At 55.2% G+C, this 18,476-nt stretch carries 21 protein-coding genes; 4 read left to right on the top strand and 17 right to left on the bottom strand.

Annotated features, from left to right (window positions below; genetic code table 11):
- Nucleotides 1-151: 151 nt before the first annotated feature.
- Nucleotides 152-544 carry a hypothetical protein gene (locus tag CL1_RS06070; RefSeq protein WP_014789009.1) on the top strand — a complete coding sequence of 131 codons (393 nt, stop codon included), beginning with the start codon at nt 152-154 and terminating at the stop codon, nt 542-544.
- 153 nt (nt 545-697) lie between these two features.
- Here the strand turns inward: CL1_RS06070 and CL1_RS06065 are convergent, their stop codons facing one another.
- Nucleotides 698-2,563: an alpha/beta hydrolase family protein gene (locus CL1_RS06065; RefSeq protein ID WP_014789008.1), complete on the bottom strand. Its 1,866-nt coding sequence runs from the start codon at nt 2,561-2,563 to the stop codon at nt 698-700.
- A 118-nt stretch (nt 2,564-2,681) separates the two neighbouring features.
- Here CL1_RS06065 and CL1_RS06060 point away from each other — a divergent pair, with 118 nt between their 5' ends.
- A complete protein-coding gene (locus tag CL1_RS06060; protein WP_014789007.1) occupies nt 2,682-3,008 on the top strand; it encodes a hypothetical protein in 327 nt (108 codons plus the stop codon).
- Here CL1_RS06060 and CL1_RS06055 read toward each other — a convergent pair.
- Nucleotides 2,976-3,623, bottom strand: a complete 648-nt coding sequence (locus CL1_RS06055) for a serine/threonine protein kinase (protein WP_014789006.1) — start codon at nt 3,621-3,623, stop codon at nt 2,976-2,978. The two genes, CL1_RS06060 and CL1_RS06055, sit on opposite strands and share 33 nt — an antisense overlap.
- 52 nt (nt 3,624-3,675) lie before the next feature.
- On the opposite strand from CL1_RS06055, the gene CL1_RS06050 reads away from it, so the two are divergent.
- Complete coding sequence (locus tag CL1_RS06050) at nt 3,676-3,903, top strand: Lrp/AsnC family transcriptional regulator (RefSeq protein ID WP_014013114.1); 228 nt, start codon at nt 3,676-3,678, stop codon at nt 3,901-3,903.
- A gap of 27 nt (nt 3,904-3,930) precedes the next feature.
- Here the strand turns inward: CL1_RS06050 and CL1_RS06045 are convergent, their stop codons facing one another.
- The 12 genes from CL1_RS06045 to CL1_RS05995 all read right to left on the bottom strand — a co-directional run bounded on the left by CL1_RS06045 (nt 3,931) and on the right by CL1_RS05995 (nt 16,487).
- Nucleotides 3,931-5,169, bottom strand: coding sequence for an ABC transporter permease (locus CL1_RS06045; protein WP_394295195.1), 1,239 nt, complete (start codon nt 5,167-5,169; stop codon nt 3,931-3,933).
- Nucleotides 5,150-6,148: an ABC transporter permease subunit gene (locus CL1_RS06040; RefSeq protein WP_014789004.1), complete on the bottom strand. Its 999-nt coding sequence runs from the start codon at nt 6,146-6,148 to the stop codon at nt 5,150-5,152. Before CL1_RS06040 ends, CL1_RS06045 begins: the two co-directional genes overlap by 20 nt.
- Nucleotides 6,149-6,208: 60 nt before the next feature.
- On the bottom strand, nt 6,209-7,129 hold the full coding sequence (locus CL1_RS06035) for an ABC transporter permease (protein WP_014789003.1): 921 nt from the start codon (nt 7,127-7,129) through the stop codon (nt 6,209-6,211).
- A 4-nt stretch (nt 7,130-7,133) separates the two neighbouring features.
- The gene (locus CL1_RS06030; RefSeq protein ID WP_187287160.1) at nt 7,134-8,669 is read right to left on the bottom strand and encodes an ABC transporter permease subunit; all 1,536 of its coding nucleotides are present in this window, start codon (nt 8,667-8,669) and stop codon (nt 7,134-7,136) included.
- 142 nt (nt 8,670-8,811) lie between these two features.
- On the bottom strand, nt 8,812-9,159 hold the full coding sequence (locus CL1_RS06025) for a hypothetical protein (RefSeq protein ID WP_014789001.1): 348 nt from the start codon (nt 9,157-9,159) through the stop codon (nt 8,812-8,814).
- Nucleotides 9,160-9,377: 218 nt separating this feature from the next.
- Nucleotides 9,378-9,506, bottom strand: coding sequence for a hypothetical protein (locus tag CL1_RS10895; protein WP_256366093.1), 129 nt, complete (start codon nt 9,504-9,506; stop codon nt 9,378-9,380).
- On the bottom strand, nt 9,499-10,959 hold the full coding sequence (locus CL1_RS06020) for a radical SAM/SPASM domain-containing protein (RefSeq protein ID WP_014789000.1): 1,461 nt from the start codon (nt 10,957-10,959) through the stop codon (nt 9,499-9,501). Before CL1_RS06020 ends, CL1_RS10895 begins: the two co-directional genes overlap by 8 nt.
- 91 nt (nt 10,960-11,050) lie before the next feature.
- Nucleotides 11,051-12,028 (bottom strand): ABC transporter ATP-binding protein, encoded by a 978-nt coding sequence (locus CL1_RS06015; RefSeq protein WP_014788999.1) that lies wholly within the window; start codon nt 12,026-12,028, stop codon nt 11,051-11,053.
- Nucleotides 12,029-12,037: 9 nt separating this feature from the next.
- Nucleotides 12,038-12,835, bottom strand: coding sequence for an ABC transporter permease (locus CL1_RS06010; protein ID WP_014788998.1), 798 nt, complete (start codon nt 12,833-12,835; stop codon nt 12,038-12,040).
- Nucleotides 12,836-12,879: 44 nt separating this feature from the next.
- Nucleotides 12,880-13,554 carry a TIGR00153 family protein gene (locus CL1_RS06005; protein ID WP_014788997.1) on the bottom strand — a complete coding sequence of 225 codons (675 nt, stop codon included), beginning with the start codon at nt 13,552-13,554 and terminating at the stop codon, nt 12,880-12,882.
- A gap of 4 nt (nt 13,555-13,558) precedes the next feature.
- Nucleotides 13,559-14,728, bottom strand: coding sequence for an inorganic phosphate transporter (locus CL1_RS06000; protein WP_048152398.1), 1,170 nt, complete (start codon nt 14,726-14,728; stop codon nt 13,559-13,561).
- Between the two features lie 151 nt (nt 14,729-14,879).
- Nucleotides 14,880-16,487 (bottom strand): metallophosphoesterase family protein, encoded by a 1,608-nt coding sequence (locus CL1_RS05995; protein ID WP_014788995.1) that lies wholly within the window; start codon nt 16,485-16,487, stop codon nt 14,880-14,882.
- A 107-nt stretch (nt 16,488-16,594) separates the two neighbouring features.
- On the opposite strand from CL1_RS05995, the gene CL1_RS05990 reads away from it, so the two are divergent.
- Nucleotides 16,595-16,951: a cupin domain-containing protein gene (locus tag CL1_RS05990; protein WP_014788994.1), complete on the top strand. Its 357-nt coding sequence runs from the start codon at nt 16,595-16,597 to the stop codon at nt 16,949-16,951.
- Here the strand turns inward: CL1_RS05990 and CL1_RS05985 are convergent.
- The 3 genes from CL1_RS05985 to CL1_RS05975 form a co-directional block, all read right to left on the bottom strand.
- Nucleotides 16,948-17,514: a signal peptidase I gene (locus CL1_RS05985; protein ID WP_014788993.1), complete on the bottom strand. Its 567-nt coding sequence runs from the start codon at nt 17,512-17,514 to the stop codon at nt 16,948-16,950. The two genes, CL1_RS05990 and CL1_RS05985, sit on opposite strands and share 4 nt — an antisense overlap.
- Before the next feature lie 11 nt (nt 17,515-17,525).
- Nucleotides 17,526-17,744 (bottom strand): hypothetical protein, encoded by a 219-nt coding sequence (locus CL1_RS05980; RefSeq protein WP_148267289.1) that lies wholly within the window; start codon nt 17,742-17,744, stop codon nt 17,526-17,528.
- A gap of 128 nt (nt 17,745-17,872) precedes the next feature.
- Nucleotides 17,873-18,376, bottom strand: a complete 504-nt coding sequence (locus CL1_RS05975) for a hypothetical protein (protein WP_014788992.1) — start codon at nt 18,374-18,376, stop codon at nt 17,873-17,875.
- Nucleotides 18,377-18,476: the final 100 nt, after the last annotated feature.

Genomic DNA, 18,476 nt, shown 5'->3' with positions numbered 1-18,476 from the left:
AACACAATCACGTCATACACGTTATCATGTCACAGACCAAAAAAGGCATCTTTTCCATCGGCTCCTCATCGTCAAGGCAAGCAAGGCTCTCGTTGAGGGAAACAGGGCAGAATTCGAGAAGGTTCTCGGGGACTTCGAGAGGAACTACCTCATGGAGGGGCTGGTGAGATACAGGGGAGAGTCTTTCCTTGAGCTCCTCGGGAAGTACGTTCTTCTGGGAGTTACTGCGGGGTTCAATAGAGCGGAGGAGCTGATAGCGGAGGCGGAAAAGGGTGGGGTCCGCATCATTGAAGTCGGCGATCCCTACGTTCCCTTCTACCTGGCAGGAACGCTGTTCCTGGAGGGAAAGCCCGTCCCAAAGGAAATCGTGAAAAGATTGCCCTACCCCATCTACGACCTGAACGATGAGGATTACATCGCCTTTCTCCTCAGGCTCTTCGAGCACAACCACCGCTTTGGGATAGTCAGCTGCGCCTTCGAGTTCTTCGCCCTGAGAGAGGCCCTTTATATGGGGCTTCTAAAGCCGGAGAAACCCGAAATCTGAAGGGATAAGGGTGCTTCGTCGGGGTAGCCCAGCTGGAAGGGGACATCGACGACGTTGATGGAGAGTTCAAAATCGCCTGCAGATACGGGTGGTGCGTTTTTTACTTCAGGGGGAGCAGGAAAAGGTTGAAGAAAAAGCTGAAAGAGATGGGCCTCAGCTTTCCTTGAGTATCTTCTCAACCTCAAAGCCTTCCTCGTACCTCCTCAGCTTCCTCTCGAAGAACTCGATGAAGAGCCTGTAGCGCTTTGAGCGGTGCTTCGGGCTTCCCCGGACGCTGTGGCCATGGGCACCGCGTCTGAAGACCGCTATGTAGGCCTCCTTGCCCATGTCCTTTAGCACGTTGTAGAACATGAGGCTCTGGTCGAGGGGACAGCGGTAGTCCTCAAGACTGTGTATCAGCAGTATCGGGGCCTTGACGTTCTCCGCGTGGAAGAGGGGGCTTAACCTGCGGTAGTTCTCGTTTTCGAGCGGGTTCGGGCCGATGACCTCGACGTCGTACCAGAGGCCGATGTCCGAGAAGGCGTAGCTCGTCAGCCAGTAGCTTATGCCGTTCTCGCTGATGCCGGCCTTGAAGAGGTCGGACTGGGTTAAGGCCCAGTTGGTCATGTAGCCGCCGTAGCTTATGCCCGTTATGCCAACCCTCTCCCTGTCGGCCTGGGGTTCGAGCTTGAAGAACTCCTCGATTCCAGCCATTATGTCCTCGAAGTCTTCTAAACCAGTCCTCTCCAGAACCCGGAGCGCGAAGTCCTCGGTGTAGCCGTCGCTGCCGCGCGGGTTCACGAAGACGACGTAGTAGCCCTTGCTCGCCATCAGCTGCATCTCGTAGACGAAGCGGTGGCCGTACATCCCCTTCGGTCCGCCGTGGACGAAGACTATCACCGGGGCCTTCTCATTCTCCTTGAGCTCAGGCCTCAGATACCAGCCATCTATTTCCAAGTCCTTGCTCCTAAAGCGGAAATGCCTCGGCTCGAAGGTCTTCAGCCTGGCGAATATCGGCCCGTTGTAGTCGGTTATCTGCTTCAGCTCGCCGTCGTAGAGGTAGAGCTCGCCTATGCGCGTTGCCGTCATTATCAGGAGCAGGGCTTTGCCCCCGCTCGCGTCCAGCCCGTAAATCCAGTGGTTGCCCACAACGACCCTCTCGGCCTTTCCGTCCCAGAGCCAGAGGTTCACTCTCCCGGCGTCAGGCGTTAGGAAGTAGACCTTCCCGTCGGTCAGCTTCGCTCCCCAGACGTCGAGCGGGCCCTCGTAGACGGCCCTAAGCTCCCCGTCCCAGAGGTAGAGCCAGTCGTGCTCGCTCATGAACCTCTTCTCCCTCTTGCCCCTCAGGAGTATCCTTTCCCCGTCGGAGTCGATGGCCTCAAACGAAACGCGCTCGAAGAGCCTCTCCTCGCTTCCGTCCCTCCAGAGGTAGATGTCGTGGAACTTGAAGAGGGTCGGCTTACCGTTCTCGCTGTGCGGGACGTTCATGAGTATGGCATCGCCGTGCCAGATTCCGCTCGAAAACCTAGGCTTCTCGATCTCCTCCAGGATTTCCTCGCTCTCCGTGTCGAGAACCCAGAAGGTCGTTTTCTCCCCGTCGAGGAAGCCCATGCCATCGAACCAGAAGGGTACTTCGCTGTCGAAGACTAAATCCTCATCGTCCCTCCTCTTGAAACCGACAACCAAGAGACGCCTTGAATCAGCGTTCCACTGGAGCGATCGGACGTTTTTGGTTGAGAGAACCTTTTTGGCGCTGAGGGTGTGAACATCGGCAACCCACACCTCGGTTTCCTTCTTCTCCTCGTTCGCCCTTGTGAAGGCTATCTTCCTTCCATCGGGAGAGAGCCTTGGCATTGAGGCGTTCTCGATGAAGCGCCTCGAGCCAGTCTCGAGGTCTTCAACGACGATTGTGCTCTCGTACTTGTTGTCCTTCATGTTCACCTTCGTCAGGGTGTAAGCTACCTTGCTGCCTTCAATCCGCGGGTCGTTCAGGTAGGCGAAGCGAGAAAAGGTCTTTTCGTTCCATTCGATACCGCTCATAACGCTATCACCGATTTATACTAAGTCGGAGAGGTATATAAGCTTAACTCCTGTCTGAGGTAACAACCGCGAGAACCTTTAAAAGGCCCTCACCGATAGCGAGGTGACAGGTGGGAGTATGAGGGAAGAGCACGCCGTTGGAATCATACTGGCCGTTGGCATATTCATATCAGTCGCCTTCAGGACCTACGTGGGAATAGCGATAGCGGCCGTTGGGATACCCCTTTACCTGGCCTACACCGCGAGGGAGCAGAACATACTCGCGAAGTCAAGGCTCTACGACAGGGACCTGTTCCTGATGATAGCGATAGCCGTGGTGGTCATACTCGTCTTCAACTACCTCTGGGACCCGAGAATGGGCCTCATAGCGATGGCCGTTGCGATACCGCTCCTGGCCCTCTACGCCGACAGGCTAAAGGCGAGAAAGAAGGCGCAGAAGGCCTGAGAGCTTTCCTGTTCTCTTGTACTCCCTGACGGCCTCCCTCATCTCGCCCAAGAAATCCTCCCCTATTCCGAACCTCCTCCTGACGCGGCGGGAGATGTAGTTGTCACTGAGGAAAAGCATCGCCATCGCCGAGGTGAGGTTCTTCGGCTTCCGCCAGCCGGCCTTCTCGAAGTCGATTAGGTAAACCCGCTCACCGATGATTATGTGCTTGCCCCCCTGAATCTGACCGTGGTCGATGCCGAGACGGTCGAGCAAAGCGGCTTTCTCGGCTATCTCGAACAGATGGCGCTTTTCAAGGTCGGCGTGGAAGATTATCTCCCCATCAGCGAATTCCCGGATTAAATACTCCAGTCCCTCGAAGAGGCCATAGGCTACGAGGGGCGGCGTTACACCAAAGGGCTCGATGGTCTTTATTATCCTCGCCTCCCTCTCAAAGTTCTGCCTCGGCGAGTCGGGTCTTTGGAGCTTTATAATGACGTTTTTTTCATCTAATCTGGCCCGGAAGATTAAGCTGGTCGTGCCCTTTGCGTAGGGCTGGGTTTCCTCAAATCCGAGCGATTTCAGGCGGGAGTAAAACCGCTCCAATTGAGCTTTGCTTATCAGGTGGTCGAACATATGCCTCGATAAGCTTAAATACTCCGCCGATAAAATACTTTTGGTGATAGCCATGGTGACGGCTTTTATTTTGATGGTTACGGCCGCTGGAAAGGAAAGGGAAGTTATGGAGAAGCTTCTCGCCATGCCGGAGGTTAAGGAGGCCTACGTTGTCTACGGCGAGTACGACCTTGTTGTCAAGGTCGAGACCGACACGCTGAAGGACCTTGACCAGTTCATCACCGAGAAGATAAGGAAGATGACCGAGATCCAGATGACCTCGACGATGATAGCCATCTGAACCTCTTCTCCGTTCTTCCGTTCTCCCTTATGCCAGAACGCCTTCTGGGCCATCATCGTCCCAGAGCAGGGCGAAGCCCACGCTCAAAAGCACCATCGTGACGACAGGAGCTAAAAACCACCACCATCTGCCCGCGTATAGGGCGCCCTGGTTGAGACCCTCGAGTATGAAGGAGCCCCAGTTGTCGCTCGGAATCATGTTGAAAAACCCGAGTATCGCCACGAGCGCGACCACCTTGGGGAACAGGAGGCTGAAGTGGCTCAGGGCGTAGGGGATTACAGGCTTCAGAATATGCCTCCTGAGAATGTAGAGGTCGCCGGCCCCAAGAGCCCTTGCCGCGGCAACGTGCTCCCTGACCTTCTCCTGAACGACGAAGCCCCTCACGGCGCTCCCGAACTTGCCCGCGAGCAGGAGGGCGAGTATCAGTGACAGGGTTCCCGTCCCTATCTCCCTGGTCATCGCTATGCCCGTCGTTGAGAATGAGAATATCATCAGCATCGCGAGGGGAAGGACGGGGAGCGCCCCCAGGGAGTTCAGCAGGCTCTCAAGAAGAATCGCGGGCCGGCTCCGATAGTAACCGGCGAAGAGGCCGAGGAGCAGGCCTATGATCATCACAAGGAGGGAGACCTCAAGCGACACGAGCAGAGTACTCCTACCGGCAAGAACAAAGCCCACCCAGAGGTCGCGGCCGTAGGAGTCTGTGCCGAGGAGACCGTAGGAATCGCCAAAGACCGTGACGGCAACGGGGGAAGAGGATTCGACCTCAAGGGTGTACCTTCCCTCCAGAACCTCGCCGCCGTACCCCATGAAGAGGAGCTGGGTGGGCGTGAAGAGGGGCCTGCTCTCCGGGCCGTAGCCGAGGGACTCGGCAAACTCGTAAGCCCCCGCGGCGAGGGTGGGGTTGGAGTTGATGCTCGTCCTCCCGTTCACCTCTACCGGGCCAAGAACCACGGAAAGGCCGTCGGGGCGGTGAATTACAAGCCTAACCGTCGAGTTGCCCTCGATCATCACGTTTCCCGGAACGATCCCATCAACCGTGAAGGTCATTGAAAAATTCGTTCCAGCCGATTCAAGGGTTCTGAAGCCCGAAGGAAGCCAGATGGGCCTGGCGTTCTTGGGATAGTCGTTCCAGTAGGGCAGGTAGTTCCAGTTGGCGGCCTTTTCAGGGGGCACGAGGAGATGCATTGGAACGACCGCGAGGAGCATCACCAGCAGTATCAGCGCGATTCCGGCTTTTTCCTTCCGATCAAGCCTCAACGCCGCCACCTCCGGGGGTCAGGAGTTCCGACAGGAGGGTCACCGCCAGGAGGACGAAGAAGTTCACGACCATGAAGACCGCTATGGGATAAAAGAAGACGTCCGGGTCGAGGGTGTAGAGGTCGCCCGATATGCGGAAGCCCCACTCGAGCATCTTGCCGAGGCCGAAGAGGCCGAAGAAGGCATCGACCACGAGGGCGAGCGTCGAGACCTCGACGAAGTGCTGGAAGAGGAAGCCGAGGAACGAGGGCATCACGGCGCGGAGGACGTGCCTCTCGACCCTGCGCTCTGGCAACCCCATCGCCCTCTTGGCGCGCACGTACTCCTTCCCGAACTCGTCCCGGAGGAGTATCACCAAAGCCTCGACGAACTCCCAGAGGGCGACGAGGACTATGGAAATCAGCGGAAAGGCCATGTAGGCGAGGTTCCTGGTGAGGGAGGTCGATGCGCCGAGGCCGTTTATCAGGTAGTTGGGGAGCGCGCTCATTATGATGAGGAGCGAGAAGAGCGCCGCCACCGCCCAGACGGGGAGGCCGTTGAAGACCCTGGCGAGAAAGCGGACGGTAGAGCGGAGGCGCCTTTTCCTGAGGGCGAGCTTTGCGAGGGGGAAGCCGATGAGGATTATCGTGATCTCAGCCAGGAGGGTTAGCACCAGCGTTCTGACCACCATGAGCTTCCTCGGTACAGGATAATCGTAGTCAGGATCGAAGAGGGAGTGGTAGAGCACGTAAAGCCCCGCATGAAGGGGGTTCATCGCGAGGGTCGGGTAGTCCTTCGGGGCCACGAAACGCATGTAGTAGTCGTAGGGGTCCATTCCCATGGAACTCGCGTTGGCCTCTATCACAGCCCTCTCCGCAGGGGGCATCAGGCTGAACTTCATATCCGCCCGGTAGAAGCTGTAATCCTTTATCCCGATGCCAGATATAAGCGCCACGAGAAGGATAAGGAGGAGGTAGTTGAGGAGCGCGCGGGAGATAGCCCGGCCCATGGGATCACCCCGCCAGGCTACCCGGTGAGTTTGGGGGACATTTCCTTTCCAACACGGCCATCACCTCAAATCCATTCTTCTGAACCTGAAGAGAGCCAATCCAAGGTAGACGGGGATAAGCCCAACTATTAAGGCCATCTGAGCGGGATTGTCAGCTATGGCTCGCTTAACCCCAATGTACTCGACGGTGTATGTGCCGTCGTCGTTGAAGGTGGTTCTATCTATGCCCTTGAAGATGTCGAGCATGAGCACCTGAGGGACGTAGAAGAGGTATTTGAGGTGATATTCCCTGTAAAGCTTGTCCAGACGCTCGCGATAGGCCTTTTTCTCCTCCGGCGAAAGCTTGCTGAAGTCCCCCCATTTCTGAATCCCGAACTCCTCCTTGGCCTTGTCCTCGGCGAAGCCGTCCATCACCTGGGGCATGACGAGGCCGGTAACGAAAAATAGAACCAGAGCCAGCCCCAGGGCGGTGTTGGAGGAACACACGAACGTGGAAATCAGCAGGCCGAGGGCGAGGAGCTGGAGCATGGCGAACAGGATTAGCAGGTTCGAGAGGACCAGGTCCCCAACGAGGGAGGTGGTGAGGGAGAGGCCGTAGTACTTCGTTATCGCGAAGGACAGAAGGGTGGCGAAGACCATAGCCACCACTACGCTGAGGGCCTGGCCGAGGAACTTGCCGAGAAGATACGACGTCCTTCCAAGCGGCTTGCTGAGGGCTACCCTCACCGTTCCGTCCTCCAGGTCGGAGTTCACCGAAGTTGCACCCGCCATGAGGGCGTAGACGCCGATGAAGAGGAACGCGCTGACAGCTATGTAACCCACGAGACTCGTGACGAGCACCTCTTCCGGATTGGTGGCCCCTTCGAGGTTGTCCTTGACCTCTCTAAAGGCCATGGCGTAGATCAGCAAAATCAAAACCAGTATCAGCCAGAACTTTTTCGTCCGCAGGCTCTTCTTCAGCTCCAGCTCAAATCCCCACATGCTATCACCTCAGGTCGGCTTTTCTGAACTTCACCCAGGAGACGGTGAGGTAGGCGAGAGTTGGAAGGATCAGCATGGCCATATTGGCCTTATAATCCAGAACCTCACTGACCGGCGCCGGCGGAAGGCTACGCTTTGGGGAGACGGCCATATTAAGGACCGTGTACTGCGCGGAAGGGCTTGGGACAAGCAGGGCGTTCCTTGAGAACACTTCGATGGGGCTGCCGTTCCCGGCCCCCGCCAGAGAGGCCGTGATGACAAGGAGGGGAGCAACAAAGCCCACGAGGAACGCCAGGAGAACGGAAAAAATGAGGGCTTTTCTGCCCCTCATGAAAGCTGACAGCAGGTAGCCGAGCGCCAAATACTGGAGAAGCGAGAGGAAAAGCAGAGAACCGAAGACCAGGCCGAGTTCAAGGGTTTTACTTAACGGGGCGCCAAGATGCAGGGCGTAGGCTATAACCAAGGCAACGTAAAGAGCCACACCAAGAGATACTGCGAGGGCATCGCTCAGGAGCGTTCCAAGGAAGAAGTCCTTTCTCCTCAGGGGCTTGCTTAGAAGAACCCTTACGGTGCCGTTGTCAATGGTCGAGCTTATCGAAAGCGCCCCCAGCGGGAGAACCACGAAGGGGAGGAGAGAGCCGTTCAGAGTTGAAATTAGGGCGTTGAGAAGGCCCGGATTACCGTAGTTCAGGTAGTACTTATCGAGAGTCCCTTTGCTCAGAAGTGCCATCAAAGCCGTGAAGGCAACGAAGGCCATGAAGCGCCTGCTCTGAAGGCTTAACCCGAGGAAAACGCCGTAAAGCCCACGGGGAGAGAAGGAAACTCCCGGAACCGGCAATGGTCCGGGGCTTCTAAGCTCCCTCCTCCGGAACAGCTCCATTCCGGCGAGCGATAGAGCAATGGAGAGGGCGAAAAGCTCGGCAATCACTCTGTAGGATACGGAGACGCCCCCTCCAATGGAAACGGCCCTCTCAAGGTAGACTGTTGGAACGAAAGAGTAGTCAGATTTTCCGAGGAGTAGGAGCATGACAAAGGCCCCCAGCCCGAGGAAGACCCCCGAGTCGCGGGAGGTGGCGAAGGGAAGGAGGAAAAGGACGATTCCAACAACGCCGACCAGCGAGAGCGAAAGGACGAGCGAGCCGATGAGGTAATCCCTAACCGCGAAGCCGTGAGCCAGCATTGCGAGCGCTCCGGAGAGTGCAATTCCAAGGGCGGAAATTAGAACGAGCTTCAACCCCTCAGAGGTCCAGCCGAGGAAGTAGCGCCTCCTCGTGAGGGGTTTCGATAACATTAGCACAACGTTTCCCCGCTCGAAGTCCGAACCGAAGCGCGAGAGAAGTAAGATCAGCAGGAGGGGCATGAAGAGGAACTTGAGAAAGTTGGGGAGCCACTTGGTGATCAGATCGGCGGTGACAAGGCGGGCAAGCTCCTCTGCCGGAATATCCTGGTAGTGGGCGGTAAATCTGGAAACGTCTATCTCGACAGCTATGATGGACACGATGGCGGCTAAGGCAGCGAAAAGGTGCTGGAGCCTGAGCACGGGGTTTCCTTTGAGCCGGTTTAGTTCCAGTTCAAAAAAAGTTAGAAATATGTTTAGGGGCTTCACTGGTTTCCCGCCTCCAGTCTCCGGGATGGGCCGGGGGGCTTCTAGACAATTCCATTGACTGTCTCATAACCACCCGCTACTCCCCTCTGAGGCTTATGTCGAGAACTAATGAGCTCTCTCCCTCGTTCCTTATGATGACCTTCCAGGAGCCTTCTGGAAACTCCACCTTCTCCTTCACTCTGGTCACATTTGTCCGTTTAAAGATCTCCTTTGAACCGTCCGAGGAGACCACGAGTAAGGTGAACGGCCCGTTCCCAGAGACGTCCACGTTCAGGGTCACGGGGCCCTTGAAGGGGTATACCACCTCAGAGCCCGGTTTAACGACCTTGCCCTTCGAGTACACGAAATTCCCACCGCCAAGGCACCCTCCCAGCATGGCGCTGACCAGGAGTATCGCCAGGAGTGTTGTTGATGAAGCTCTCACGGTTATCCCCCCAATGCACAAAGTAAAAAAATAAATCAAAGATCAACTAGGCACGTGTTGTCTAGCCCGCAGGCATCAATTCCACACAGGTCTAAGGCGCATTGATCTATGCCACAGAGATCCAGCCCGCCGCATGGAATATCAAACACTATACAAAATGCAGGTTCGTGCTCATGGTTTTCCTGGTGAGTTAGTCTCCTAAACATTGTCTTCACCCATCACAAATCAATGCCGCAGGAATTGTCTACTCCACAGATATCCAACCCGCAGATGTTCCAGTCCCAGCAGATGTCGAGACAGAACTCCGGCTCCACAGGGTTGCCGCCGGCGTTCAGCTTCTTAAACACTCTCTATCACCTCCGTTGGTTTTTGGGTTTTGGCCTCATCGGACTCCTCGGCCCTCACCCCTCTCTGGGGTGAGCGTGAGAAGACCTTATTCAACCAATCCTCGTCAAGATTCGAGTAGAGCCAAGAACCCCATTTCACGAGAGCAAACATATAGGCGCAGTGGAACTCGTCGGGAGCAAATATATCACCGTTATAGTAGTGGTTGTTGTATATACAACCACCGCCACAGTAGGCCCTTATCGGACAGTTCGAACAGTTCGGCCTCCTATCCACGGTATGATGAAGGATCTTCTGAATGAACTCGTTCTCCCACTTGAAATCATCAACGTGTCCAACAACAAACTCCTCCATGCCCACGAACCTGTGGCAGGGATACATCGTCCCATCTGCTGAAACCCCAAAGTAGCTCCTGGCAACGCCGCATGGATAATGGCGGTAGGTGTTGGAGTAGATCATGTGGACAATCTCACGGAGCTTCGTGTAAACGATTCCCTTCTCTTTGTAGTGTTCAAGCTCGTCCATCACTATCTTTTTCAGGGCAGACTCAACGAGTTTAGCATGCTCCTTGGTTAGCGGCGTGCTAGTGGTTGCAGGCTCAAGATGAACGCTCCTAAAACCAAAATCAACGAAGAACCGATAGATCTCATAGTACCTGTCGAGCTGTTCGGGCAGAATCGTCGCGCGGACGCTAACCTTAACGCCGCGCTCAAGCATCTTCTTTGCATTCTTCGCAACAACATCAAAGGTTGGATACCCGCCGCGCAGGGGTCTATTGTGGTTCTGAACGTCTTCAGGACCATCAAAGCTCAGGGTTACCGTGAAGTTGTTCTCGAGGAAAAAGTCAATAACCTTGTCAGTCACGAGGTAGCCGTTGGTGGTGATGCTGAACGTGACGACTTTATCATACTCTTCAGCCTTCTGCTTGGCGTATTGAACAAGCTCCCGAATCAGCGGAAAGTTCAACAAAGGTTCGCCACCGAAGAACTGTAGGTTAACAACTTTCTTTCCTTCCCCCATCAGCAAATCAATAGCCCTTTTACCAACTTCCGGGCTCATTCTGGTGTTGGGAGTGTGATAAGTTCCACTATCTCCATAGCAGTAAACGCAGGCAAAGTTGCAGTCCTCCATAACATTAAGGGAGAGGGAAGAAATTTTGGACTTCATAATTCCAAGATATGGTTTTACCGGGGGCTTGGGCTCAAAAAACACACGGCGAAGACTTTCATCAGATTTAATCTCATTTATCAAAGAATCCCAGTCAGATTCGGAGTACTCCATTACAAAACGCTCTCTGGCATCACTCCAGCCCAGTTCTGCCACAAACCTGCAGAAGTCGTAGGTTTTCTTATCGACCTCAAAGAGGGTTCCCGTGGACGAATGTAGAACAAAGTACTTGCCACCCACTTCGAAATTATATAACTCAGGCTTGGGTGTAGTGTTACTGACTTTCATTACATCACCGAATAACAAACACCACTAAAATTTATAAAATTTTCGAAAAGGTTGAATAAAACTCAGTTATAAACTGGACTGACAATAGAATTCAACTGCCAAACAGAATCATAAACACGTCCTCCAGGGACAGGTTCTCAACCCGCGCGCTCAGCACTTTGCCTGAGGGGAACCTGGAGAGGAACTCATTGACCTCGCCGGACTTGAGGTAGGCAGTGACGTGGGTGAAATTACCCTTCCTGATGCACCTGACGAGGTAGCCTCCAGGGCACGGAGCGGAGCCCTCAACCACAAGGAGAACCTTCCTGTCAAAGTCCACCTCGAGCTTCCTGCTTATCTCCTCGGGCTTTCCTTCCAGGATAGGCCTCTTGTTGAAGAGCAGAACCCTGTCGCTCAGCTTCTCCGCCTCCGAAAGGTCGTGGGTGGTGAGGATAACCGTCGTCCCAAAGTCACGGACGAGGGCCATTATTGCGTCATGTATCTCGCTCTTGGTTATCACGTCGAGAAAAACCGTCGGCTCGTCGAGTATGAGGTACTTCGGCCTCACCACCAGGGCGGAGGCGATGTAAACCTTCTGCTTCATTCCGGCCGAGAGCTTCTGGTACCACTCGTCCCTCTTCTCCCACAGGTTCAGTAGCTTGAGCGCGTACTCTATGCGCTCCCCTATCTCACCCTCGGGGACCTTCCACAGCCTCGCGATGAACTGGAGGTTTCGTTGAACGCTTAAGCGCCACTGGAATATGCCCCACATATCCCTCTCGCCGGTGAAAACCGTGAACATCTCACCAGCAACTTTGCCGTGCTCCCTAAAGCTGTCGTGGCCGTCGATGAGCAGTTTTCCGGAACTCGGCTCGAGGAGGCCGTTGGCGATTTTGCAGAGGGTTGTCTTTCCCGCGCCGTTGGGGCCGAGGAGGCCGAATATCTCCCCCTCCCTCACCCGGAAGCTCAGGTCTATGAGGGCTGGAATCTCTTCCCTGGGCTTTCCGAGAAAATCGCGGAGGCTACCCAGATCGAAGAAGCCCCTGAAAGGGGGAGGATAGTACTTGGTGAGATGCTCGGCTTCTATCATCTAACCACCTCACACGTGCCCGAGGGTGCCCAGCTGCATCGCCTTCCCAACGCCCCACCGGAAGGTCGCGATTCCGATGAGGAGCATGATAGTAGTGGTCAGGGCAAGGTTCACGAAGCTGGGCCAGATCTGGGACACTGAATAGCCCCCGCCCATCGTCAGCCTGGCCATCTCAAGAATGTACCTCTCTGGGTGTATCTTGGAAATGGGCTGGAGCCACCAGGGAAGCGCGTCGGGCGGGAAGTAGAGACCGCTCACGAGCTGGGAGGTGAGGTTGAGGAACCAGTTTATCGGGTCCTGCCTGGCTTTGGTAGCGGCCCGAAAGCCTGCTGAAAAGAGTTCAAGGGCGAAGGTGAGGGTGAAGCCCGCGAGGATAACGAGCAGGGCACCGAGGTTGATGTGTATGACCAGGCCGTAGAAGAGAACAAAGATTGTAGTTATAAGGCCCATTATCATAAGGCTCCAGACGACGTTCCAGGCGTTTATTCCCACGAAGATCGCCACCATTCCGGCGGGGGAGGCGTAGAGCATCGGGAAGCTCCGTCCAATCAGGAGCTTGGAAAGGCTGCCCCGCGGAAGGAATATTATGTTGTGCACGATGAAGCCTATCAGAAAGAACTGGAGGAAGGAGTCGGTTCCGTACTGCTCGATGTTGGCGTCTATCGTCACCAGGCTCGCAAAGATTCCCATCACCGCAACCTGGATTAGAAGGCCTATCAGGTAGCTGACCACGTCCCAGCGGTAGCTGAAAAAGACCTCCCTCTGAATGTTGAAGAACTCGCGGACTATTCTAACACCGTCCTTCATTCCCACCGAAAAAAGTTAGAAGGGAGGTTTAAAAGAATATCGGCTCACTTGTTCATCATGAGCCTTATTCGTTCCGCCGCATCTTTCGCCTTGTCAGAGATGTTGCTGAGAGTTCTGGCGATGTTGAGAACGTAGAACCCGTCGCCCCAGCTCAGATTTTCCGCGTTCTCGAGGACGAGCTGCATAAGCCTCGTGTCGAGGCCGTCTATCTCCTTCTCGACGCTCTCTATCTTCCGTATAAGCCCGTACTCCTTCTCTATCTCCCCGTCGGCGAAGCCGCTCTCTATAACCCTATCCATCTGCACTATCGCCTCGTGGACGAGCTTCGCCGCCTTGATGCTCTCCGTGCCCATCTGGAGTATGAGCTCCTTTATCTCCGCCGGGAGCTCGCCGGGCCTCTTCACCAGGAGCCACTTGGCGGTGTCCTCGGCGGCATCTGCCACCTTGTCCTGCATGTGGAGGTAGATGAGAACGTCCTCCCTCGCCACGGCCATCATCAGCTTCGAGCTGAGGGAATCCCTTATCTCCTCCTTTATCCTGTCGGCAACGTCCTCAAGGCGGTCCACTTCAATGGCAAGCCTCTCCATCTCCCCGTAATTCCCGGAGTGCCAGGCCTGAAGGGCCCTCTCGAGGGTCTCAACGGTGTTGAGAACCACTTCCGAGTGCTTTATGAGGGGCTTGAAGGGGCTTTTGGCGAAGAGCTTAGTCCAAACCTGCATACTATCACCCCACCACCATCAAAACCTTGAATATGGCCGCGCTGATTAGACCGGCCACCGGAACGGTGACGAACCAGGAGATTATTATATCCCTCACTATGTCCTTGTTTATTGCCTTTACCCCCCTCGCGAGGCCTATTCCAATGACCGCGCCGACGACGGTGTGGGTGGTCGAGATTGGAAGTCCAAGCCAGCTGGCGGCGAGGACAACGGTTGCCGCTGAAAAGTCGATGGTGAAGCCGCGCGTGTTGGTGAGCTCGGTTATCTTCTTTCCCACCGTCTCCATCACCCTGTAGCCGTAGGTCGCAACGCCAACCGCTATCCCGAGACCGCCGAGGGCCAGAATCCACCTAGGGACCGGCACTTCCATTCCGCCGAGACCCATCGTGGCTACCGCGTAGACGGCAGCGACGGGACCGATGGCGTTGGCAACGTCGTTGGCACCGTGGGCCAATGCAACGTAGCCGGAAGTCACCACCTGCGCCTTCCGGAATATCGCTTCAACCCCGACGAACGGGTCGCTGCTCGGGAAGCGGAGCTTTATGAGGAAGTAAGTCACCACGAACACGATAATACCCAGCGGAATACCGTACATGAGAACTCCCGTCTTTAGGTCCTTTCCATGGAGAACCTTGATGTAGAACATGGTTCCAATGACCACGAAAGCCAAGCCGATCCAGAACGGGGACCATATCCTGGCGCTCCTGACGGGGTCCTTTCTCTCGAAGATGCTCTTGGTGAAGGCCTTGAAGATGAAGTAGGCCATTATGGCGCCGATTATCGGTGAGAGAATCCAGCTGAGAACCACCTGACCCATCTTGCCCCAGTTCACTATCGCCGTGCCAGCGTAGACTATTCCGTAGCCCGCTATGCCGCCGATGATGGAATGGGTAGTCGAGACCGGTAGGCCGAACTTGGTGGCCACTATTAGCCATATCGTGGCCGCGAGAAGGGCCGCAACGGAGCCATACACGAGGACCATCGGGTCGGTTATCATCGTAGGGTCGAGGATTCCCTTCCTTATAGTTTCAGTGACGCTCTTCCCAAAGAAGTACGCGCCCGTGAACTCAAGGAGGCCAGCTATTATAACCGCCTGCTTCGGGGTTATCGCCTTCGCACCGACGGCGGTGCTCATCGAGTTGGCGGCGTCGTTGGCACCTATCGCCCAAGCCATCGCGAAACCCAGGAGAACCGTTATCAATAGCCACACGTCCACGCTCACCACCGGAACCCGCTAAGGTGCGCTCTATAAATATCTTGTCGCAGTAGAATATATCGCGGTGGCCACATCTATATAGGCCAAAATAGAATAAATAGACAGAAGGTCAGGGCTCGACCTTGACCGGTTCGACCTGTATCGTGCCGTTGGAGAGCATGTTGAGCCTGACGTAGTGGTAGAAACCCCCCTCGTCCTCTGGGGCGTAGAGGGGAGCTCCACCACCGCCAGTGATGACCATCTGAACCCCGTCCTCTTCACCGTACCAGTAGATGTGAATGTGGCTGAAGACCCCGAAGGCGTTGTATTTCTTCATGAGGGTCAAAAGCTTTCTGGCGTCCTCTGGGTTCATCGCGTGATCACCGTCCGGTCTCGGGTCTATCGGGGGCGCGTGGAGAACCAGGACAGGCCTCTTTCCGGCATTCTTCGCCTTCTCCAGCTCCTTCTCGAGCCAATAGAAGGTCTCATCGCTCAGTCCGTAGTCGTGCTCGATGTTGTTGATGATAACGTAGTAATAATCGCCCAGGGCAAAGGAGTAGTCGTCAGGACCGAACACCTGGTGATAGACGTTTATTCCCTCACCCCTGTACTCGTGGTTGCCTGGCGCGACGAATATCGGCTTGTTCCACTTCCACTCCTTGAGAAGCTCGCCCCACTCGTCCACCCTGCCGGAGTAAACGAGGTCACCGCCATCTATAATGAACAGCCCGTCGTCCTCGTTGATCTCGTCCCGTATCTTGAGGAACACCGGTGGAATCTCTTTCCCTCCGTCCGGCCTGTGGTCACCGAGGGCTAAAACGGTGTAGTTGCCGACGTCCTCGGCAGCCAGCCGGAATGAGGGAGCCCTAAACCTGACCCAGGTGTCGCCGGTTTCTGCGCCCTCGGGCAGGTCGAGTATCGAGGGATTGATGTTCTCGATGACGTAGGTGAGCTCGACGTCCCCGTCCACGGTTGCGCTCACGTTGAAGCCGAGGGCGTGAATGTAAACGGTGGAGCCGTTCACGAGCCTTATGAAGCCGCCCTTCACGGTAACGTTCGCACCATCGACGACGCGCCAGTAGTAGATGAAGGGCTCCTCAGTCCTGAAGGAGTCAAGGTACCAGTGCTCGCCGTCATCAGGAACCCCGTCCCAGTCGTTGTCGCCTATGACCTTGACCACTATTCCCTCGAACTCCCCGCTCCTCACGACGTCATCGGCCCTGATTTTCCTCCCGTCCTTCAGCTCCATCGCGTACTCAATCGCCGCCCCTGTTCCGGCCCTGCTCGTACCGGTGAAGACGAAGTACGCTTTTCCATCATTGTTGAAAGCCGCGAATATTCCCTTGTCCTTCCCCACGAACTTGACGCCGAGCTTGTAAACAATGTAGCCAAAGTAATCGTTGACCGTTATAAGGATCGGCTTACCCCTGAGTATCTCCCTCGCGTCCGCCGGCGAGAGCACCGCGACGCCCCCACCGTACTGGCTAGCCGGGAGAATCTGAGCGTCCGGGAAGTAGTGTTTTGCAAGATCCTCGTAGCCCTCACTCACGTAGACCTTCGAAACGTCCGCAAGGCCCTCCCACTGGGCCAGGACCTGACCCTTCTCGTAGCTCCCGAAGTCTATTCCACCCGATGCGGTGGTAGTAGTGCTCGATGTCTGGCCCGGTCCGCTGGAGCTGATGCATCCCGCGGCCAGCACCATAAAAACCAGCAGGATTCCAAAAGCAACTTTCCTCATAAGCTCCACCTTCAAGGAGGTTGAACGGGAAGCTTAAAGCCCTTTTGATTGCGGTTCAGACTCGGCAGATTTAAATATTCCAGGATCGAGAGTCCCTCGGTGATACCATGTTCGTCGGACACTACACGGAGGTCCCCGAGAAGGACACCGGTTTTGAAGGAGTAACCATTAGATGGCTCGTCTCCCCGAAGCTCGGGGCCAAGAACTTCGCCATGCGCTACTTCGTCCTCAGGAAGAACTCGGAGATCCCGATCCACCAGCACGACTGGGAGCATGAAATCTTCATCATGAGGGGCGAGGGGGTAATAACCAACGGAAAGGAGGAGTACCACGTCAAAGCAGGGAACTTCCTCTACGTCCCGCCCAACGAGCCCCACGGCTACAAGGCCTTAACCGACACCTTCGAGTTCCTCTGCATAATCCCCGCCAAGAAGGAGGCCATACCGGAGGACGAGTGGGCTTAGCGCCGGTGATGGTAAACCTTTATCTTCTTCCTCCTCAAGACAAGGAGATCGGCCTTTCGTGACTTGGGACGTATCGGTTCTTCCTCGAGGAGAAGCCACGCCAAGTCGTAGGCAATGGAGGCTATTATGAAAAGGAAAATGCCGAGGACTATGAGTGGGGTATAATACCAGATGATCCCTATTTTTGGAATTACCAGAACAACCTTTCCAATAACCTGGTCGGGGTAGACCTGCCAGGGGTCGGGGTAGTTCCTGTTGTCACCCTTGGTTCTGAAATAATAGCCGTTCGATGTGTTCTCGATGGCTATTATCCTGTGGGTGATCCGGTAGGTTGAGTTGCCTATCGTGACCCTGTAGAGGATAACGTCGCCGACGCGGAGCTGGTCGGGATCGACGGGCCTCGTCACCACGAGGTCGTTGGGGTTGATGTTCGGCTCCATAGAATCGGTGAGTATGACCACGTACTGGAAGCCGAAAACGAAGTGGAGAAGCACGATTAGGACGGTGAAGAACAGGAGGAAGTACGAGACGACCGTGAGGACGTCGGGACGACGCTTGTCCATTGAACCACCACCTAATTAAAGCCGCATTCTGTGCCCATTTCAACCACTTCGAAGCTATAATCGACGTGACGCACTATGTAAACCCAGCCTATGTAAGCTAAAAGGTTGACGGTTCCGGAGCGGCTGATTGCCTGGCCGAAGCCGACGGGGAGGTTTTGGACGTACGACTCACTCCCGTCACTGACCCTGACGCTCAGCCAGATGGACGGCACCGAAAAGGTCGGGGCCATGGCTAAGGCAAACACCAGGACGAACATAAGGCCGATGATCCCAAGTCTACCGACGATGAGATGGCATGGCATGTCAGCGGAGAAACCTCAAAACTAGAGAAAAGTGGGAAAGGAGACCCGCTAAGGGGTCATGGACCCTGGTAGACAACGGCTATCTTGTTTATCCAGACGTGGGACGACGTAAAGATCTGCTCAAGCGTTGTGGTTCCGAAGGTGATCGTTAGAGTCCCGGTACCGTCATCTAGGGTTATAGAAGTACCTAACGGAATTACCGCCCAGTAGTTGCCAGTGTTTGTGTCCTGAGTCCAGGTAAGACTATTAACCGGAACCACTTTCGTATAGACAAGAACGTCATTGTCATCGTAGAACTTCACAATAATGTTCCCATTTTCCACACTAAGATCCCTAGTTGAGGTAACGTTAATGACAATGTCATCTAGAATGTCTGGATCACCAGCATTTAGTGACCACGTAACGTCGGTGGAAAGTATCGGATTGTCTATGACATTGCTGCCAGCACCAATGCCCTGAACAGTGACGGTGATATACGGCACAGCCAGCGCGGCTCCAACCATCGCCAGCGCGAGTGCGAGCGCCAGCGGGATTAACCTCTTCTTATTGGCCCTCCTCATGGGGTTTCACCTCCATGATACTGCTTGTAAAATAAGTCGCCCTCGGGTATTTAAGGTTTGTTACCCAAATTTAAGCAGATGCTTACCCAAACCTCCGAGG

Origin of the sequence: Thermococcus cleftensis (genome assembly GCF_000265525.1) — an archaeon.
In the GTDB taxonomy this organism is placed as follows: Archaea; Methanobacteriota_B; Thermococci; order Thermococcales; family Thermococcaceae; genus Thermococcus; species Thermococcus cleftensis.
The sequence above is the reverse complement of the archived record's forward strand: the minus strand, read 5'-3'. Positions and strand labels throughout refer to the sequence as shown.

What these genes read in the sequence shown, in the direction of transcription:
- CL1_RS06050 (WP_014013114.1), top strand. Translation starts at nt 3,676, where the DNA reads ATGGTGACGGCTTTTATTTTGATGGTTACGGCCGCTGGAAAGGAAAGG.
- CL1_RS06055 (WP_014789006.1), bottom strand. Translation starts at nt 3,623, where the DNA reads ATGTTCGACCACCTGATAAGCAAAGCTCAATTGGAGCGGTTTTACTCC.
- CL1_RS06035 (WP_014789003.1), bottom strand. Translation starts at nt 7,129, where the DNA reads ATGTGGGGATTTGAGCTGGAGCTGAAGAAGAGCCTGCGGACGAAAAAG.
- CL1_RS06060 (WP_014789007.1), top strand. Translation starts at nt 2,682, where the DNA reads ATGAGGGAAGAGCACGCCGTTGGAATCATACTGGCCGTTGGCATATTC.
- CL1_RS06005 (WP_014788997.1), bottom strand. Translation starts at nt 13,554, where the DNA reads ATGCAGGTTTGGACTAAGCTCTTCGCCAAAAGCCCCTTCAAGCCCCTC.
- CL1_RS05980 (WP_148267289.1), bottom strand. Translation starts at nt 17,744, where the DNA reads ATGGCCCCGACCTTTTCGGTGCCGTCCATCTGGCTGAGCGTCAGGGTC.
- CL1_RS05985 (WP_014788993.1), bottom strand. Translation starts at nt 17,514, where the DNA reads ATGGACAAGCGTCGTCCCGACGTCCTCACGGTCGTCTCGTACTTCCTC.
- CL1_RS06010 (WP_014788998.1), bottom strand. Translation starts at nt 12,835, where the DNA reads ATGAAGGACGGTGTTAGAATAGTCCGCGAGTTCTTCAACATTCAGAGG.
- CL1_RS06040 (WP_014789004.1), bottom strand. Translation starts at nt 6,148, where the DNA reads ATGGGCCGGGCTATCTCCCGCGCGCTCCTCAACTACCTCCTCCTTATC.
- CL1_RS05995 (WP_014788995.1), bottom strand. Translation starts at nt 16,487, where the DNA reads ATGAGGAAAGTTGCTTTTGGAATCCTGCTGGTTTTTATGGTGCTGGCC.
- CL1_RS05990 (WP_014788994.1), top strand. Translation starts at nt 16,595, where the DNA reads ATGTTCGTCGGACACTACACGGAGGTCCCCGAGAAGGACACCGGTTTT.
- CL1_RS06000 (WP_048152398.1), bottom strand. Translation starts at nt 14,728, where the DNA reads ATGGCTTGGGCGATAGGTGCCAACGACGCCGCCAACTCGATGAGCACC.
- CL1_RS06020 (WP_014789000.1), bottom strand. Translation starts at nt 10,959, where the DNA reads ATGAAAGTCAGTAACACTACACCCAAGCCTGAGTTATATAATTTCGAA.
- CL1_RS05975 (WP_014788992.1), bottom strand. Translation starts at nt 18,376, where the DNA reads ATGAGGAGGGCCAATAAGAAGAGGTTAATCCCGCTGGCGCTCGCACTC.
- CL1_RS06015 (WP_014788999.1), bottom strand. Translation starts at nt 12,028, where the DNA reads ATGATAGAAGCCGAGCATCTCACCAAGTACTATCCTCCCCCTTTCAGG.
- CL1_RS06065 (WP_014789008.1), bottom strand. Translation starts at nt 2,563, where the DNA reads ATGAGCGGTATCGAATGGAACGAAAAGACCTTTTCTCGCTTCGCCTAC.
- CL1_RS06070 (WP_014789009.1), top strand. Translation starts at nt 152, where the DNA reads ATGGAGGGGCTGGTGAGATACAGGGGAGAGTCTTTCCTTGAGCTCCTC.